Source organism: Spirulina subsalsa CS-330 (genome assembly GCF_028330765.1).
Taxonomy (GTDB): domain Bacteria; phylum Cyanobacteriota; class Cyanobacteriia; order Cyanobacteriales; family Spirulinaceae; genus Spirulina; species Spirulina subsalsa_A.
In genome coordinates this window covers 1-15,394 of the sequence record NZ_JAQMTY010000091.1, presented here as the reverse complement: position 1 = coordinate 15,394, position 15,394 = coordinate 1, and the positions used below count along the sequence as shown (strand labels likewise).

General features: G+C 50.8%; 14 protein-coding genes and 1 pseudogene. 6 read left to right on the top strand and 9 right to left on the bottom strand.

Translation table 11 applies throughout. The features are described 5' to 3' along the window. Positions 1–178 precede the first annotated feature (178 nt). The 4 genes from PN477_RS06060 to PN477_RS06045 form a co-directional block, all read right to left on the bottom strand. Positions 179–1,084, bottom strand: a complete 906-nt coding sequence (locus tag PN477_RS06060; protein ID WP_272121951.1) for a sulfotransferase domain-containing protein — start codon at positions 1,082–1,084, stop codon at positions 179–181. A gap of 74 nt (positions 1,085–1,158) precedes the next feature. After that, on the bottom strand, positions 1,159–2,943 hold the full coding sequence (locus tag PN477_RS06055; RefSeq protein WP_272121950.1) for an EAL domain-containing response regulator: 1,785 nt from the start codon (positions 2,941–2,943) through the stop codon (positions 1,159–1,161). A 2-nt stretch (positions 2,944–2,945) separates the two neighbouring features. After that, positions 2,946–5,846: a PAS domain S-box protein gene (locus PN477_RS06050; protein WP_272121953.1), complete on the bottom strand. Its 2,901-nt coding sequence runs from the start codon at positions 5,844–5,846 to the stop codon at positions 2,946–2,948. Between the two features lie 549 nt (positions 5,847–6,395). Next, positions 6,396–7,295, bottom strand: coding sequence for a sulfotransferase family protein (locus PN477_RS06045; protein WP_272147084.1), 900 nt, complete (start codon positions 7,293–7,295; stop codon positions 6,396–6,398). Here PN477_RS06045 and PN477_RS06040 point away from each other — a divergent pair. From PN477_RS06040 to PN477_RS06020, 5 genes and pseudogenes are all read left to right on the top strand, one after another. Beyond that, the gene (locus PN477_RS06040) at positions 7,282–7,413 is read left to right on the top strand and encodes a hypothetical protein (RefSeq protein WP_272147082.1); all 132 of its coding nucleotides are present in this window, start codon (positions 7,282–7,284) and stop codon (positions 7,411–7,413) included. The genes PN477_RS06045 and PN477_RS06040 overlap by 14 nt on opposite strands. A gap of 101 nt (positions 7,414–7,514) precedes the next feature. Continuing rightward, positions 7,515–7,886 carry a ribosomal protein L7/L12 gene (locus tag PN477_RS06035; RefSeq protein WP_072620937.1) on the top strand — a complete coding sequence of 124 codons (372 nt, stop codon included), beginning with the start codon at positions 7,515–7,517 and terminating at the stop codon, positions 7,884–7,886. 103 nt (positions 7,887–7,989) lie between these two features. Further along, positions 7,990–8,352, top strand: a complete 363-nt coding sequence (locus PN477_RS06030; protein ID WP_272121945.1) for a Spx/MgsR family RNA polymerase-binding regulatory protein — start codon at positions 7,990–7,992, stop codon at positions 8,350–8,352. A gap of 97 nt (positions 8,353–8,449) precedes the next feature. Further along, positions 8,450–8,677, top strand: a pseudogene (gene secG, locus PN477_RS06025) (preprotein translocase subunit SecG); the annotation flags it as partial. Positions 8,678–8,944: 267 nt separating this feature from the next. Beyond that, on the top strand, positions 8,945–9,676 hold the full coding sequence (locus PN477_RS06020; RefSeq protein WP_272115521.1) for a peptidase: 732 nt from the start codon (positions 8,945–8,947) through the stop codon (positions 9,674–9,676). A gap of 377 nt (positions 9,677–10,053) precedes the next feature. Here PN477_RS06020 and PN477_RS06015 read toward each other — a convergent pair whose 3' ends face one another. The 5 genes from PN477_RS06015 to PN477_RS05995 all read right to left on the bottom strand — a co-directional run bounded on the left by PN477_RS06015 (position 10,054) and on the right by PN477_RS05995 (position 14,608). After that, positions 10,054–11,871: a helix-hairpin-helix domain-containing protein gene (locus PN477_RS06015; protein WP_272115522.1), complete on the bottom strand. Its 1,818-nt coding sequence runs from the start codon at positions 11,869–11,871 to the stop codon at positions 10,054–10,056. Then, positions 11,858–12,688, bottom strand: coding sequence for a PP2C family serine/threonine-protein phosphatase (locus PN477_RS06010; protein ID WP_272115524.1), 831 nt, complete (start codon positions 12,686–12,688; stop codon positions 11,858–11,860). Before PN477_RS06010 ends, PN477_RS06015 begins: the two co-directional genes overlap by 14 nt. Continuing rightward, complete coding sequence (locus PN477_RS06005; protein ID WP_272115526.1) at positions 12,685–13,404, bottom strand: vWA domain-containing protein; 720 nt, start codon at positions 13,402–13,404, stop codon at positions 12,685–12,687. Before PN477_RS06005 ends, PN477_RS06010 begins: the two co-directional genes overlap by 4 nt. Before the next feature lie 462 nt (positions 13,405–13,866). Beyond that, the gene (locus tag PN477_RS06000; RefSeq protein ID WP_272115528.1) at positions 13,867–14,442 is read right to left on the bottom strand and encodes a putative antibiotic biosynthesis monooxygenase; all 576 of its coding nucleotides are present in this window, start codon (positions 14,440–14,442) and stop codon (positions 13,867–13,869) included. A gap of 19 nt (positions 14,443–14,461) precedes the next feature. Beyond that, a complete protein-coding gene (locus tag PN477_RS05995) occupies positions 14,462–14,608 on the bottom strand; it encodes a hypothetical protein (protein WP_272115531.1) in 147 nt (48 codons plus the stop codon). A 39-nt stretch (positions 14,609–14,647) separates the two neighbouring features. On the opposite strand from PN477_RS05995, the gene PN477_RS05990 reads away from it, so the two are divergent. Continuing rightward, positions 14,648–15,394, top strand: a 747-nt coding sequence (locus tag PN477_RS05990) for a branched-chain amino acid transaminase (RefSeq protein WP_417158757.1), incomplete at its 3' end; no start/stop codon positions are given.

The window sequence follows — 15,394 nt, the reverse complement described above, 5'->3', positions numbered from 1 at the left end:
CAGGATAAATCAATGGCGTTAGTCGTTGAGCCTAGCAACCCTCTGCAACTCTCGTTGTTTGAGTGGATAAATGGTCAGGTAACTGGCTGTTCAGAATCCCCCACTATAGCCCGTAGGGTTTAGTGGGGGAGTATGTCAAGCCGTTGCTGATGATGGTGATGCGATCGCGCCCTTGCCGTTAAGACTCCTGCACCGCAGCAGACGACCCCCAACCCGGCCAACCCTCCGGACTCACCTGCGCCGTCTGCTTAAACGTGGCACAGGTTAACGCCGTCCCCAGCCACTCATTTAACTGAGCCAAATCACGATCAAAAATCTCTGTCACTCGTTGCAACTGCTCCGGAGCCAATTCAGGACGTTGTTTCATTTGCCACAACCCTTTCACCCAGTCCCGCGCCGCCTGAGGGATCAGCCGTTTGCGGATCGTTTTCAAGATCGGCGCTTTGACGATCGCATCCCGCAACGGGCTTTTGCGCATCCGCTGACTCGACACATTATCCCGCTCCAACTCCTGCCATTGCGGCGACCCCGGATAGCCAATAAATTGGCAGACCCGCTCTAGTTCCTGTTGGGGCGCATTACACAACTGCTCAAAGAAAATCGGCAGCACATTTTCCGGGCCAAAGGTTTCCAAATAGGGGTGAATTTGCTGGCTGTATTGGCTATAGGCAATCAATTCGGGGTGACGATCCAGCGCGGCATTAATATCGGTTTTGGTGTCGATCACCTTCTGCGTCCATTCGTGGATGTAGTGGGACACCAGCCGCTGCACCGGATGCCGCATCATGTAAATCAACTTCACATCTGTACCGAGATGGGTTTTGAGGCGGGCGATCGCATCGGGATAGGTGGGCAGCTTCGTGTAGTGGGTACTCGCTTCTCCACAGAGGGCCGCAGGCGGCGCAGCGGCAAACAAGCCCTGATACCACTCAATCCCCTGGGCATAGACATCATCATCACTGAAAAAATTAGGCTCCTTGGGGGTCGTCATGAAAATTCCCGGTTGAGCCACTAGCTGTTGATAAAGGCTGCTGGTGGCGCATTTCATCGCGCCGATGATGATAAAACGAGGCGAATTTGGCATTGTGTCAGGTCTAGAGGCGATTTCCTAGCTTAGGTATAACGTGCAACGTCACAAACGACAATACACCCCCCTATTTAGGACAGCAGCCGCGTCAAGGGTAAGGTTTTATGCTGTTGTAGAAACTCTGTAAAGACCGGGCCAGGAACCGGCGGGCTAAAAAAGTAGCCTTGGATTTCATCGCAGCGATACCGTCGCAGCATTTCCAATTCCGCAGCGGTTTCAACCCCTTCGGCCACCACTCGCAGTTCTAAGCATTGGGCAAGTTCAAAAATTGTGCGGAGAATGACTTGATTTTTAGCGTTTTGATCAATGTTTTGGACGAAACATTGATCAATTTTTAAGCTATCAAAGGGGAATTGTTGGAGGTAATGGAGGGCGGCATAGCCGGTGCCGAAATCATCGATCGCAATCTGCATTCCCAGGCGTTTGAGTTGATGAAACCGTTCTACGGTGACGGTGGAATCATACATTAAGCTGCTTTCGGTGATTTCTAATTCCAGCCGGTCATAGTCAGCGATCGCACGAGTCAGCAAATCGATCAACCGTTGGCAACTGTCGGGATGATTAAAATGACAGGCCGAAATATTCACCGCCATGCGCAAGGAACCCAACCCCGCCTGCCGCCATTGCATCGCCTGTTGGGTCGCCTGCTGCACCACCCAATGGCTGATCGATTCGATTAAATTCGTTTCCTCGGCAATGGGAATAAAGTGCCCCGGTGTCATCAAGCCACGGGTGGGATGTTGCCAGCGAATCAAGGCTTCCGCCCCGACAATTTTGCCAGTGGTTAAACAGACTTGGGGTTGATAGTAGAGTCGGAATTCATTGCGGGCGATCGCATAGCGTAAATTCGTCTCCAGCACAATCATATCGCTCGCATTGGGCAGCACATACTGAGGACTCGGTTGATACATCTGCGCATGATTGCCGCCAAGTTGCTGCGCCTGTTGTTTCGCCGTGCGGGCCGCCTGCAAGAGGGGATTTAACATCGTGCCATGCACCGGGGCCATCACCACCCCCACACTCAGCGGCGCAATCACCGTGATGTCATTTAACAAAAACGGCTCCGCAAACCGTTGTAACACCTGCTCTGACAACGCGATCGCTTGGTCATAGGGCAAGGGATGAAACAGAATCGCAAACTCCGCACTGCTACTGAGCCGAGCGAGAAACCCGCGATCGCCCACCCAATCCTGTAATCGCAACGCCGCCGCTCGCAACAACTGATCCCCACAGTCATAGCCCAACGTTGTCGTAATCCGTTCAAACCGATCCAAACTCAGACAAAACAACGGCAAACACCAATCAATGTGAGCCTGTCTCTGTTGCTGCCCTAAATAATCTTGATAGAGTTGATGGAACGGCTCCCCCAAACTCCAGCGCATCGGCAAATTGGTCAGGAGATCACGCCCAACTCGCTGTTGCGTGGGGGCTGGCAGCGTTGCCGCCAGGGTGCGATCGCCGGAGTCCAGCACGGACGATCGCTTCCGGAGGCGCGTTAACACCGCCTTCAGCAACTCCCGCACCGTAAACGGCTTCGTCAAATAGTCATCCGCCCCCAACTCCATCCCATAGCGAAAATTTTCCTTTTCACCTTTCGCCGTCAAAAAAATAAACGGAATACTTTGGGTCTGTTGGTTCGCCTGGAGCCGTTGTAACACTTCATACCCATCCAACTTCGGCATCATCACATCACAGAGAATTAGATCGGGCTGACACAACAACGCCTGATGCACTCCCGCTAAGCCATCCTCCGCTTCTAGGATCTGGTATCCTTCCGCCTGTAAACATTCGCCGATAATCTCGCGAATCGACACTTCATCTTCAATAATTAAAATCGTGACGTGGGATGAATCCATGGCTATTTCGCGACCTCCTCGATGAGTGGCAAAGCAACACGAAATGTGGTGCCAAATCCTTCTTTGCTACAAAACACAATTGTCCCCCCCTGCAATTCAACATATTTTTTGACGATATTTAACCCAAGTCCAGTTCCTGGCACCTTGCCCACATTGCGGGCCCGATGAAAGGCATCAAAGAGACGATCTTGATCCGCAAAGGGAACGCCAATCCCTTGATCTTCAATCCGGAAAATTAACCGTTGATCCTCAACCGTCAGGCTCACCTGAATTAGACTATCCGGGGGAGAATACTTGATCGCGTTAGAGAGTAAATTACTCAAAATATGATGGAGTAATCGTTCTTCAAGATACACAACATAATGGGAGCGATCGCACAAGCGACCCTCGGTGTGCAAAGCGATGGTTTGGCAGCCCTGACCCATGCTTAACTCGTCGATCAGGTTGCGGCAGAATTCGATGACATCAAAAAAATGGGGGCGGAGGGTGATGCGTTCGGTATTCGCCCGACTGACGGTTAAGACATTATCCACGAGGGCTTTCATCCGTAAGCCGGCATCTTGTAAACGTTGGAGGTATTTGTAGCGTTTGGTTTCATCCCATTGCTGGCCGTAGAGGCGCAGGAGTTCGACCGAGCCGAGGATGGTGGTGAGGGGGGTGCGAAATTCATGGGAGGCCATGTCAATGAGACGGGTTTTGAGTTCGTTGAGTTCTTTTTCGGTGTCGAGGGCGCGGAGGATTTCGGCTTCGGCTTGTTTGCGATCGCTTACATCATCCAAGATCGCAATAAAGTAATCCGGCTCCCCTCCCACTTGGCGCACCAACGACAGGGTCATGTGTCCCCACACCAAGTTCCCGTCCGCCCGCCGATATTGCTGTTCATGGGCATAGGTTTCACGCATACCACAGAGAAACTGATTCCACTGCGTCGGGCTTAGGCGATTGTCCTGAGGGGCGGGAGAGTCGGACTGCACCTCGATATCCCGAAGCCGCTGATGCCGGAGGGTGGCTGCGTCATAGCCCAAAATATCACATAGACGCTGGTTGAACTGGACAAAGCGCCCTTGTAAATCCAATTGAGCAATGCCCATGGCCGCCTGTTCAAACATGGCACGAAAGCGTTCTTCGCTGTCCCGTAAACTCCGCTCGACTTGTTTGCGTTCGGTGATATCCCGATACATGGAGAGGCTGCCCTGATACTGATCTTCACTTAAAATCGGGACGCAATCCCATTCCACCACTTGACCGGTGGAGAGTTCGAGTTCGGCATGGATGCTGTGGTGGCGGCTGTTGAGAAAGTGATGGTAATGCTGGATAAAGTCGGTGGCGGTGAGGAATTGGTCTTGGCAGGAGGTGAGAAAGGTGAGCAGGGGCAGACCGACGGCGGTATCTGGATCGGGGCTGGTGGGAAAGAGTTCCCGAAAGCCTTTGTTGACGAGGACGATTTGGGCGGTGGCATCGGTGGCTAACACGCCGATCTGGAGGGTTTGGATCAGGGCCATGAGGTGGCCGGTGGTGGATTGCAGGGCGGCGGTGCGATCGCTGACCCGTTGTTCTAGGCCGAGGTTGAGGCGTTGGAGGTTGGTTTCTTGGGTTTTGCGATCGCTGATGTCAATAATCGTCCCCAGGTAGCCAATGATCTGGCCCTCGCTATTGCGTTCCGGGGCGGTTTGTTCCAAGAGCCAGCGGGTGGAACCGTCGGGGTGTTGATATTGGTATTCTGCTTTCAGGGTGGCGCTTGGGCTACAGAGTGTTTGCCAAGGGTTGCGATCGCGATCGCAACCCTCCGCCCCCACCAACGACAACCACTGGGTTTGAATCGCCTCAATGGCCGGAATCCCCATGATCTCCGTCCATTGCTCATTGACATAATGGAGATGCCCCTGAGGATCAGCATGGAAAATCCCCACCGGCACTAACTCCGCCAAAGACACATAACGCCGCTCACTGCGCTGCAATGCCAACATGGCATGACGATGCTGTGTCACATTCACCCCAATCCCCAACACATACTGTTGGGATTGCCCCAGCATTGCAAAGGGGCGTTTCAGCCATTGCCACCATTGCTGCTTGCCCTGCCCATCGGTGTAACATTCCTCCGGAATCAATAAATCCGTTTGGGTGCAAATGACGTGACGATTTTGCTCCACAAAAACCTGAATCTCTTCAGGGGTATGGTGGCCGAGTTCGAGGCTGGTTTTGCCAATAATGCTTTCCAGGGGACGGCCATACTTTTGGGCAAAGGCTTGATTGGCCCAAATGATGTGATCATCCCAATCTTTGACAAAGACAATATTGGGATCGGTATTCAACAGATGATGGAGAAACAGGGGCGGAGCTAGATCCGGCGGCTGGAGGGATGAGGGGGGGTGGGCTTGGAGGGCGATCGCCATCTGCTGCGCCACCATGGTTAAGCCTTGGCGTTCTTGGGCCGTCCAGGCCGGAACCGTGGCGGATTGCTCCACCAGGAACAGACCCCACAGTCCCTGATCCGTTTGAATCGGCACACAATAACTGTGGGGATCGGGCTGCCAGGCTTGCCCGGTGTAGAGAATGGCAAGCCAGCGGGACAGGATCGGGGCATCAAAGGGACATTCGAGGGGGGCGGCAGACCACCAGGATTCCGGGTCGGGGGTGAGTTCACCCTGGGCGGCGACAACATCCCAACTGTTGAGGGCGGTGCGGACAATGGCGCGATCGCAGTCCCAAGCCTGGGTTACTGCCGCCACCACCCAAGCCCAAAGATCGGGTAAGGGTCGATGCTGGGCGATCGCATTGCTTAACTCGGTCAAACAGTGATATTGAGCGATCAGCCGCGCCGATAGTGAAGCCTGCGACGACGTTACGACTATGCCATCAGGCTGCTCCTGCGATACCGTAGCCGACGTATCCTCTTCCCTCATGGTCACGCTGAATCCTTAACAGGGGACAAACGTAGGCTGCGCCAAAGTGACTAAACCACAGGGATTCACCATAACGGATTCACAATCATGGATGGAGTCACCAAAGCGGCGATCGCTTGCCAGGCTACGCACCATGATACCGTGCAACACTGCATCCATTCTGTTCATGCCCGGTCATTTTGCTGACCGCGATCGCCGTCGTCACCCCCACCGCCAGCAGTGTCGTGACGCACGTTAATCGGTGGGTTACGGTGGATTGCTGGATTGCAGTGATGGTGAGAGTTTAAGCCGCCTAACCCATCCTACTGTCACGACACACCTTAACCGGTGGGTTACGGTGGATTACTAGATTACAGTGATGGCAGGAGTTTAAGCCGCCTAACCCACCCTACTGTCGTGGCACGTCTTAAGTTATGCAATGACTGCGATCGCTGAAATATCCGTGCTTGGTGCGTTACGCTGCGCTAACAGCACCCTACTTAATACCTTACTTTAGTCATGTCAATCCACTACAATAAAATATCATTTGGGCTGTGTTATGGCAGTGGTCTAGCGGAGCCAGTGAGATAAATCGCGGTGGAGAATGGTTTGTAATTGTTCGATATCGTCACGATAGGAAGCGATCAGTTGGGCGCGATCGCGCTCCGTGGGTTTGGGTTTGGTGAGGTTTTTTTGATTGACTTGGGCGGAGACTTGGGCGCGTAGTCCCTGGGGCAGGATTGATTTTGCGATCGCTTTTAACGGGTTGGGGCGATTGAGCAGATTGTGTAACCATTGATTTTTCGGCACGGGGGGCGTGACGCGCACCCGCTCCCCGGTATTGGGTTGAAACGTGGGATCAACACCGAGGAACGTGAAAATGTCGCGAATCGTGCCCAGTTCATCGTTTTTCAGATCATCAAAGAGCCAAATTCCCAACTGTTCGCGCTCGAAATATTGCAAATAACGCTGCAATTGTTGCCCGTATAATCCTTGGGCTTGGTAATACCAAAAGGGCTTCCAATGGTTGGCGATGCGTTCGGCTTCGGCCTGGAGGGCTTGGCCAAAGTCGGGGAGGGGTTCGCGTTGGCTGCGGCGGAGATGGAGATAGTTAGAAAAGGCGCGATCGATGGGGTTGCGGAGGATGGCGATTAGTTTTGCGTCGGGGATCGTGGCATGGATGCGTTGGGGTGCGTCGGGACTGTAGAGGTAGACCGTGGAGGCTTCTCCGGCGGCGAGTTCGTCGGTGACGTTGGCGAATAAGCGTTGGTAGGTTTCGAGGTCGAGGGTGGTGGGTTCGTCGCGATCGCCCGGCCCGTTAAAGTCCGGCGGCGCATCGCCCCCAAAGGCGAAAAAATTTGGCTCCTTCGCTGGACTCATGAACACTTGGGGATGTTGACGCAGATAGCGATAGAGGGAGGTTGTCCCGGCTTTCGGTGCGCCAATAATGAGGAAATTGGGTAATGTCATCGGGGTGCGATCGCGCCTCCAAACCTCGGTTCTGTCCAACCATAGCCCAATCTCTGACGCACCGATCGCGATCGCAACGAAACCTAACGGGCTTGACGCTCCTGTATTACGCTTGTAACATTAAAGAAATTTAAAACTCAATCTCAGTAATTCCAACCATTGGGCGAAGCGTGAACCGACTGAACCCGATCCACCCTTAAGGCAATGGGGAGGTGCGCCATGTCTGCAAAAGTGAACCAAATCATCGAGATCATGAAAACCTTAACCCTGATGGAAGCCAGCGAATTGATCGACCAAATCGAGTTCAACTTTGGGGTGGATGCGGGGGCGATGCCCGTGAAGTGGTTCCAAGGGATGGACAATGGCGCGATCGCGTTAGAGACCTGCGATGTGGTGCTCGATGCCGTGCCGTCGAATCGTCGGGTGGCGATCGCTAAAGCTGTCTGGATGGTGACGGGGGTGGATTTAAAACAAGCCAAAGCCCTCGTGAAACGGCCACCCGCCATCCTGAAAACCGCCGTGGATGGCCGCGAAGCCGCCAAAATCCGCGCCTACCTCGAATCCTACGGCGCATCGGTGTCCTTTCGCTAATCCTCTTTGATCGTTTCCTTTGCTCCTGGGGCCAGCCATCGCTGGCCCTTTTTTTGGTCTGGTTTTGCTACGATCGCCGATCGTTCCCTTGTGCAAAATCCCCATGACTCTCCTCGTTTACGGCATCCCCCACTGCACCACCTGCAAAAAAGCCTGCGCCTGGCTGGATGAGAATGCGATCGCCTACGAATTCATCAACACCAAAACCCACCCCCCCACCGCCGCCATGATCCAAACCTGGGTCGCCACCCTCGGCAGCAAACCGATGCGCAACACCTCCGGCCAATCCTACCGAGCCTTGGGAGAAGAGAAAAAAACCTGGACCGATGCCCAATGGGTCGAAGCCTTTGCCGCCGATGCGATGCTCTTAAAGCGTCCCCTTTTCGTCAAAGCGGGGCAAGCGGTACTGGTGGGTTTCCGCGCCAATGAGGAAAAACGGCGGGCGATTTTAGGGCCCGGAACCTGATCCGCCCCTGCGCCACAGCAGGGGGGATGGAGAATGTTAAGCTAGACAGTTGGTGATCCCCGGATGACCGTGCCATTTTTGACGTAAATAACTTGCTATGGATGTAACGCAAATTGCTCAATTTATTTGGGCGGGGTCCGCTTTATTTTTAATTATTTTGGTGATTCTCCACAGTCCGAAAGGGGACGGCATTGGCGGAATCGGCGGTCAAGCGCAACTGTTCACCAGTGCGAAAACCGCTGAAACGACCCTCAACCGCGTGACCTGGCTGCTGAGTGTGATTTTTATGAGCTTAACCGTGGCGTTGGCGGCGGGTTGGCTGGGAACTCCGTCGGCGAATGTGGCCCCCTCCGATGCGATTATTCAACCGGATGGGTCTGAACCGTTGGTTCCTGTGACTCCTGATGCACCAACCATTCCCCAAACGCTTCCGGCTGAGGAGTAGATTGCCCTGGGGATGGATCGGCGTGATCCCCCCTGCCCCCCTTGCTAAGGGGGGTGGTTTTGGTGTGTTGCTTGCTAAGGGGGGTGGTTTTGGTGTGTTGCTTGCTAAGGGGGGTGGTTTTGGTGTGTTGATTGGGGAGCAGTAACCATGGGGCGTTTTTGGCGATGGGTGGGCTTGGGTGGTGCGATCGCGCTGCTGATTCTCTGGCTGACGGCTCCTGCGAGTCCGGCGGCGAAACTCCCCGAACCGCGATCGCACCCCCTACCCGCTGCCCTCCAACAGTTGACCGCCCCCATGCCGGTGGGCCAAACTGCCTCAGATTCCCCAGAGGACTATTTCGACGCGATTGAACCTACCCCCGTGGGGGCGTTGGTGTGGTCACGGTTTCCCGTCACGGTGGCGATTCAAGATAACGATGATTCGCAGTGGCGGCAATCGGTGCGGGGGGCGATCGCAGATTGGGCGGTGTATTTTCCCCTCGTGGAAACGGCTGATCCAGATACTGCCGATATTGTGGTGATGCGATCGCGCCCACCCCGTACCATCCGCATCGACCAAGAGCAACGCCGCCTCATCATCCCCGATGCCCAGCACGGCCAAGCCCGTTACACCTTCTATTTAGAGCGCAACCCGCCCCCCCATCTCGCCCACCGTTTCACCCTCTACCTCAACCCCGATCAACCCCCCCACCGCATCCAAGGCACAGCCCGCCACGAACTCGGCCACGCCCTCGGCCTGTGGGGTCACAGCCCCAACCCAAACGATGCCCTCTATCCCTCCCAAGTCAGCGACCCGCCCCCCATCTCCCGCCGCGACCTCCGCACTCTCCGCCGCATCTACCAAGAACCCACCCGCCTCGGCTGGCCCATCCAACCCTAATGTACTTACAGCCCTGACCTTGATCACCAAGCACAGTCTTGCCAAGACGCGATAGGGAATGACACGGGGTTGGTGTACTCAATATTTTAAGGAAAGGCTGTAACTAAAAATAAAACCTGATATTCGGTTTCAATTGAGGTACAGCAAGGCTTTTTCCTCGAATCACAAGATATTGTGAAACTACTTTGCTCACTGCCGTTACTGTACTCGCTAGTTCCGTAATATGCCGTAAGACAGTCCAACCCGGTCGCGTTCACCGAACGCAGAGAACCATTGCAACCAACTGATCGACTCAGTACGTTCCGGTGCAGCGCAGTTGTTAGGTGGCGAATTGACTGAGTTGAGTAAAACACACCATATAAAATATATTGTGTTGGTCAGGTGTATACCTTCATGTCCGCCCGCGCTTGAGCTAAGCTTTTAGCAGCATTTTCAGCTTCCTTACATACTTGTTCACGCTTTTTGAGTAAATTATTACGACTATAGACAAGTTGAGCTTTGCCGCCAACTAACTTACTTTCTAGCTCACTTTGCCTACGAGTATATTTTTGATCAACCCTGTGCAAAAATGCTAAGTCTCTAGGCGACTGTCTGTACTGCTGAAAACGAGTTTCAAGGGTATTGCGCCATTCAACAAGCTTTTGAGTAAGTGCCGGACCAAATCCAGGAACTGACACGACTCTATTGTAAGAAACATCAGCAGCAGTTTCTATGCCATAGGATGCTAGAACAAGTGCTCTTTTTTTGCCAATGTTTGAAATTTCTGCATTTTCTATAAAATAACGTTCTAGATAAATCTTCAATAGCGCAGATTTTCGCTCAATCTGATACTGATTTGGAAGATTTTTATACTCGTTATATGAACTTTGTAAGCTTCGATAAACTGAATCAAAGCCTGGGTCAGATTTGAGTGCTTGATATTGCATTTCAATGATTTGCCATTGTTGTTCAGCTTGACGAAGCATGGATTTACGTCTATCATATTCTCCTCTGTCATCATGAAAATCAAAGAAGAAATTAAAAAAACCCAGAAAACCTGTAGGTGGTTTGGCGTAATCAGGTAGAGGAGTTGGTGTAACCCTTATAGAACTAACATCTCGTAATCGACCTAAAGAAGGTATTTTAATTGTTTGTATTTTGAACCAAATATCCTCAAGGTTAAATTTAATTTGAGTTGAACCAGGATTTGTATAAGGTAAAAAATATACTGTTCCACTTGAATTTTCTAAGCTACACCAAGGGCATAAACTTAAGCTCCTATGATATTTGTGTGCCGAACTTTGCTTGCAACTACAAAGCTTATTACGTAGAACATCTAGTTGATGTACCCAATCTTGCGCTTTTGGGCGATTTTCTTTACGAACTCCTTCTTCACCAAAAGCTCTCTCAAAAAGCTGTGCTACTGATGAAGTGCATACCGATAAATCCAGAGCATTAGGAGGAGGTGCCATTTGTTTAGTAGAAGCTCTAGTGCTGAATGCAAAACGATACTCTTGTATTGCTTTCTCAATAGGCATATCACCAGAGCCTGAATATCGTCCCGCAAACGGATGGCGACCCATAAATAATAATTGAAAGATAATTACCGCTAAACCAAAGTTATCGTGATTTTCCTTACGTAAAATTCCTTGAAATGATTTGCCTTGCAGTTCAGGAGGTGTAAAGTGAGGAGTACCTACTTCGCAGGAGTAAAATTTATCCCCTAAACGTATCTGAAAACTATCTGTATCAATTAAGCGACAAACTGCTTGCTGCGAAATCAAAATGCCACTTTGGTTAACATCGCCAATAGTATGACCACAATCATGAATAGCTTGGAAAGCCGCAGCAACATTTCTAGCAGCATGAATCAGAAACGACCAATCTGCATGAGGGAATTGCACCTTACGATGTGCTGGACCGTATAGTTCATGAACTTCCCGATGCCCTGATACTCGCGGCATAATAAAGCCTTTGATTATGCTTCCTGGCTTATCATGCAGCGTTGCTGATGGCCAAGCAGTAAATCTAGTTAGATCTAAGCTGTTCACAACCATAGCTGTTAGCTTTTCTGCCTTCTCACCCGCTATAGGCTTGTGGTAAATCTTTGCCACATTAGTTGTATCTCCTTGTATGGTGTAAACTAAACCTTCGCCACCACGCCCTACCTCCTCTCCCAATAAAATAGGTTTGTTCTTGTGGTCATAAAGCCTCATTTGAATTTGGCTCCTCTTCCAATACTGTCGGGGCAAAGAAGTTACAATGGCAAGTTGACAGAATCAAAGTTTTGTCATCGTCTGTGCGATCGCAAACTGATTTGCTATCAAGAAAATTTTGTAAAGAAGCACTAAGGTTTTTAGCCAAACCCGGATTACTTTCTTCTGCTAAACGGGTAAACATAGGCTTAAAGAATGGAATATGAGCTGTTCTCGTTGCAAATTGCAAAGATAGTCCCTGTAACCCATCACTCATTAAAGCAATATCTTCTATAAGTCTGTCCTTGACTATTTCAAATTGAAGCTGCTCTACGATGGAGGTATCAGTTACGAAATAAGTAGAATTAGCATACTCCCCAGTCATTGGCCAAAAAATTGGATAGTATTCTCCCTCCATACCAACAACAATTGCACCGTCACCGACTTGAAAGAACAAACCTTCCATGGGTTTTACAGCGACAGCAAGCAGAGTACATGCATATTCACGTCGCCTTAGACCTTCATCATTTGCCAATTCACCAATTTGATCTGAAATTTGGGTAATCCATTGCTCAATAATGGCTTTTGATAAATCAGTGAACACTTCTCCCTGCCTAAAAAAATCCTCAAGTTTTTTCAAGATAAGCCTTGTAGCGATCTCAGCTCCATACTCGCTGCGACACGCGCTGCCAGCTCCATCAGCTACAGCCCCTAAAAAGATTTCCTGCCCATCGTTATCAGTAATGATCTTGCTTAAAGCTCGATCTTGACAGGGTAGGTCATTGATAAGATGGGAAGTTCCTCTGCTACATGCCTGAACATATCGCCAATATCTCATACTGAAGCCCAACCATCAGGAGTAGTAGGATTTTGTAGTGGAACTTCATCACCTAGTGTTGAACGAGATACTGATTTCAAACTACTTGATAACCACTGGAATAAGTCACGAAAACGTAATTCTTTGAGCTTGAGAGGTTGTCTTGTGGAAATTTGAGAAAGAATATCGATTCTTGCATCTTCAACACCAATGGAGAAGAAAGCAAAAGATTTCTTTCCCTCCCCATCCTGAACTCTACGGGCTGCTGTTTTCCAGTAGTCAGTTGGACTTCCGTCTGTAATTAGAAACACCCAAGGACGATAGTATGCAATACCGTTAGCTTTATAAGTTTCTTTTCGGGTCTGCAACAGGTCTAAAGCAGTTTCAATCGCTGCTCCCATTGGGGTATCCGCTTCAGCTCGGAGCATAGGAGGATTCAAATAGTCTACTGTAACAAAGTCTTGTATGACCTGAACTGGTCCAAAACCAACGATCGCAACTTCTACTCGCTTGGAAGCTAGAGCATCAGCTAGTAGCTCATCCTTAAATAATTCAACCCCAGCGTTTAACTCCTGAATTGGGGTTCCTCGCATGGAGCCAGATGTATCAAGCAACAAAATTACAGGGCATCGAGGTTCTGGGTTACTGGCAAAATCATCTGGCCCAAAAGCAGGAAAATTTTGAGAATCTGTGTACTCATTACTAAAGGGGACTTGCCCAGAAGGGTTACTATACATACGCTCAACCTTAATTTTAAGTAATTTTTTCTAAACTAAACTTTGTATAGAGTTTCCGCTAGTTTCTAGAATATTAAGCTCGTTTTCTCTTTGGCTTTCGCAAATAGCCATGAAACGCACCTCAGAACTAGACGGATCAACTTTGAAGATGCACAGATAACTGTCAAGCTACAGCCCCCCACTAGGTATTTAAGCCACTTAACTATGGATTATACGAATTTTTTCCATCGAATCATCCCTATACGGATTTTATTAAGATTTCATCCGTATAAAACCCCTGTAGGGATGTTGTGCGGAAAATTTCTGAATCATCCCCGTATCAGCGTTTTATGCGGATGGGTTAGTCTTGATCCTACTGAATCAAAAGCGGCTGGATGGAGTTCAAGAGGTGAGGGATCGAATACGGATCTAGTTCGTGAACCAATGGGAAGAAGAACGATCGCACCCCGCCCATTTTCACTCTTAACGCGATCGCACCGGAGGGTATAACCAGCGATCGCACCAGCGTGTGAGGAGTGGCATCACCGGATAGGTCATCAACGCCGAGACGAATAGCACCGACACCAACAGCGCCACCTTCGGCGGCAACCCGGTTAAAAAGGGCCCCACCACCTGATCCACCAGCAAAATCAGGGGATAGACCGCCATCATGCCGATGATCACTTTTTTGTAATAGGCGGGTTGGGGGCGATCGCGAATGCGATTAGAGGGGAGAGTGAACCAGAGTTCAATGCCGTCGGGTTGATCCTGGAGGGCGCGATCGCGCACCAGATGATCCGCCCGCCGAATCCATAACCGATAGGTGTCCGACTGCACCCAAGCCCGCAAATAACGATACGCCGAGAACTTCACGATCACCACATATTCCAGGTAGTTCGGGTCACGGGGACGGATGATCTCCACCCCAACAAAACCCGGTGCAGACCGCGCTGCCCCGTTAATGGCCTTCGTCCATTCTTCATATTCGGCAATGCGATCGCTCGCCACCACCTCAGAAATCACCAACGTCACCGGCGTTTCCTGTGCTGCCTCATCCATTCCTTACCGTCCCCGCGTCTCACTCGTCATCGTTGCACAGCACCACAATCCAGCCACCGGACTCGCTCACAACTTTATGCTTGACCATGCTTAAATTATCATGATCCGACCCGGCAAGCGGCACAGGCACAGGGGCGATCGCGCCGCTATACAGGCCCCAAGCCAATGGGATATACTAATGAGCCAACTCCGCTCTTTAGCAACGATGCATAACTTTCTCCCCACCGCTTACCTACAAGGTCAATTTATCCCGTTTAAAGACGCGAATATCTCCATTGCCACCCATGCCCTCCATTACGGAACTGGCGCATTTGGCGGTTTACGCGGCATCCCCGACCCCAACAACCCCAGGCAAATTCTGCTCTTTCGCCTCGATCGCCACTGCCAACGCCTCAGCAATAGTGCGCGGCTGCTGCAATTCGATTTACCCGCTGATAAAATCGAGCATATTATTGTTGATTTCATTAAAAAAAATCAACCCGCTGTTTCCTTTTATATTCGCCCCTTTGTCTATACCTCTGACCTCGGCATTGCCCCACGACTCCATAACATTGAAAAAGACTTTTTTGTCTATGGTTTGGAATTAGGGGATTATCTCTCTCCCGATGGGGTTTCCTGCCGGATTAGCTCCTGGTATCGCCAAGAAGACCGCAGTTTACCCCTACGCGGCAAAATCAGCGGTGCATATATCACCTCATCCCTGGCGAAAACTGAAGCCGTTGCATCGGGCTTTGATGAAGCGATTTTAATGAACTCCCAAGGCAAGGTTTGTGAAGCGTCGGGGATGAATTTATTCCTGATTCGCAACGGGCAACTGATCACCCCTGGCTACGAGCAAGATATTCTTGAAGGGATCACCCGTGATAGTGTGATCACGCTGGCGAAAGCGATGGGATTAACGGTGATTGAGCGACCGGTGGATAAGTCGGAATTGTTCATTGCGGATGAGGTG